General features: G+C 60.0%; 2 protein-coding genes. Both read left to right on the top strand.

Features of this window, described 5'->3' with window-relative positions; all coding sequences use genetic code 11:
* Positions 1-78 precede the first annotated feature (78 nt).
* The gene (pheT, locus tag ACIPL2_RS26905; protein ID WP_401361496.1) at positions 79-2,460 is read left to right on the top strand and encodes a phenylalanine--tRNA ligase subunit beta; all 2,382 of its coding nucleotides are present in this window, start codon (positions 79-81) and stop codon (positions 2,458-2,460) included.
* 3 nt (positions 2,461-2,463) lie between these two features.
* The coding region (ihfA, locus tag ACIPL2_RS26900) for an integration host factor subunit alpha (protein ID WP_401361494.1) at positions 2,464-2,731 on the top strand (268 nt) is incomplete at its 3' end.

The raw sequence follows: 2,731 nt of genomic DNA, 5'->3' as shown, positions 1-2,731 counted from the left end.
CTTGCGTCTGTTCTTCGTCAAGGACTTGCGGTTCCTCGCGCAATTTCGCTAGTCGTAACGAATTCTTAGGAGAGCAGGATGAAATTCAGTGAACAATGGCTGCGTGGCTGGGTAAGCCCGCAGGTAAGTCGCGACGAGCTGGTTGCTCGTCTGTCGATGGCCGGTCTTGAGGTCGATAGCGTTACGCTGGCCGCCGGCGAATTCACCGGTGTGGTGGTGGGCGAGGTGCTGAGCACCGAGCAGCACCCGGACGCCGACAAGTTGCGTGTTTGCCAGGTCAGCAATGGCTCGGAGACCTTCCAGGTCGTCTGCGGCGCGCCGAACGTGCGCCCGGGCCTGAAGATCCCGTTCGCCATGATCGGTGCCGAACTGCCAGGCGACTTCAAAATCAAGAAAGCCAAGCTGCGTGGCGTTGAGTCCAACGGCATGTTGTGCTCGCAAGCCGAGCTGCAAGTCGGTGAAGGCAACGATGGCCTGATGGAATTGCCGGCCGATGCGCCAGTGGGTCAGGACATTCGTGAATACCTGAGCCTGGACGACGCCAGCATCGAGGTCGATCTGACCCCGAACCGCGGCGACTGCTTGTCCCTGGCCGGTCTGGCCCGTGAAGTCGGCGCGCTGTACGACGCCGCAGTCACCCGTCCGATCGTTCCCGTCGTGCCAGCCGTGCATGACGAAGTGCGTTCGATCGAAGTCCTGGCGCCGGCTGCTTGCCCGCGTTACCTGGGCCGTGTGATCCGGAACGTCGACCTGTCCAAGCCGACGCCGCTGTGGATGGTTGAGCGTCTGCGTCGTGCCGACGTGCGCAGCATCGACGCTGCCGTTGACATCACCAACTACGTGATGCTGGAACTGGGTCAACCGCTGCACGCCTTCGATCTCGCCGAAATCAATGGCGGCATCCGCGTGCGCATGGCCGAAGAAGGCGAGAAGCTGGTGCTGCTCGACGGTCAGGAAGTCAGCCTGCGTAGCGATACGCTGGTGATTGCCGACCACACCCGCGCCTTGGCTATTGCCGGCGTCATGGGTGGCGAGCACAGCGGCGTCAACACCGCGACCACTCGCGATATTTTCCTCGAAAGCGCGTTCTTCGATCAGATTGCTGTCGCTGGCAAGGCCCGTTCGTATGGCCTGCACACCGATGCCTCGCACCGCTATGAGCGTGGCGTGGACTGGCAGCTGGCCCGTGAAGCCATGGAGCGCGCCACTGGCCTGCTGCTGGAAATCACCGGTGGCGAAGCCGGCCCGATCATCGAAACCGTGAGCGAGCAACACCTGCCGAAGATCGCGCCGGTGACCTTGCGTGCCGCGCGCATCACCCAGATGCTGGGCATGGAAATGGATTCGGCCGAAGTCGAGCGCCTGCTCAACGCTTTGGGCCTGACCGTTTCCGCCGATGGGGCAGGGCAATGGCAAGTCGCCGTGCCAAGCCATCGCTTCGATATCAGCCTTGAGGTTGATCTGATCGAAGAGCTGGCCCGTCTGTACGGTTACAACCGTCTGCCGGTCCGCTACCCGCAAGCCCGTCTGGCGCCGCAAGCCAAGGCTGAAGCGCGTAGCGATTTGCCTGAGTTGCGCCGTCTGCTGGTCGCCCGCGGTTACCAGGAGGCGATCACCTACAGCTTCATCGATCCGAAACAGTTCGAGTTGTTTAATCCGGGCGTGGAACCGTTGCTGCTGGCCAACCCGATTTCCAACGACATGGCCGCCATGCGTTCGACCCTGTGGCCGGGCCTGGTCAAGGCGCTTCAGCACAACCTGAACCGTCAGCAAGACCGCGTCCGCCTGTTCGAAAGCGGTCTGCGTTTCGTCGGTCAGCTGGAGGGCTTGAAGCAAGAGCCGATGCTGGCCGGTGTGGTTTGCGGTAGCCGCCTGCCGGAAGGCTGGGCGCAAGGTCGCGATGTCGTCGACTTCTTCGACATCAAGGCTGACGTGGAAGCGGTGCTGGGCTTTGCCGGTGCGCTGGATTCGTTCACTTTCGTGCCGGGCAAACACCCAGCGTTGCACCCGGGTCAAACCGCGCGCATCGAGCGTGAAGGGCGTCTGGTCGGTTTCGTCGGCGCTATCCATCCTGAATTGTCGAAAACCCTCGGTCTCGACCGTCCGGTCTTCGTGTTCGAGCTGGTACTGGCGGAAGTGGCATTGGGTAAAATGCCTAAATTCCAAGAGTTATCGCGTTTTCCTGAAGTACGTCGTGACCTTGCACTGATCGCCGAAAAAGACGTCGCGGCCAGTGCGGTACTGGACGTAATCCGTGAAAATGCAGGCGAATGGCTGACAGACCTCAGGCTATTTGACGTGTATCAGGGTAAAGGCATTGATCCTGATAGAAAAAGCCTTGCAGTCGGCTTGACCTGGCAGCATCCATCGCGCACTCTTAATGACGATGAGGTGAATACCACGACGCAAAACATCCTCACCTCGCTCGAACAAAGGTTGAACGCCACGTTAAGGAAGTGACGTATGGGGGCTCTGACGAAAGCTGAGATGGCGGAACGTCTGTATGAAGAGCTGGGCCTGAATAAACGGGAGGCCAAGGAATTGGTCGAACTGTTTTTTGAAGAAATCAGGCACGCTCTTGAAGACAACGAACAAGTCAAATTGTCCGGTTTCGGCAATTTCGACCTTCGGGACAAACGCCAGCGGCCTGGCCGCAATCCGAAAACGGGTGAAGAAATCCCGATCACGGCTCGCCGTGTGGTCACCTTTCGTCCAGGGCAGAAGATGAAGG

This window comes from Pseudomonas sp. NPDC086251 (assembly GCF_044746405.1).
In the GTDB taxonomy this organism is placed as follows: Bacteria; Pseudomonadota; Gammaproteobacteria; order Pseudomonadales; family Pseudomonadaceae; genus Aquipseudomonas.
This window is presented reverse-complemented; position numbering and strand designations above follow the sequence as displayed.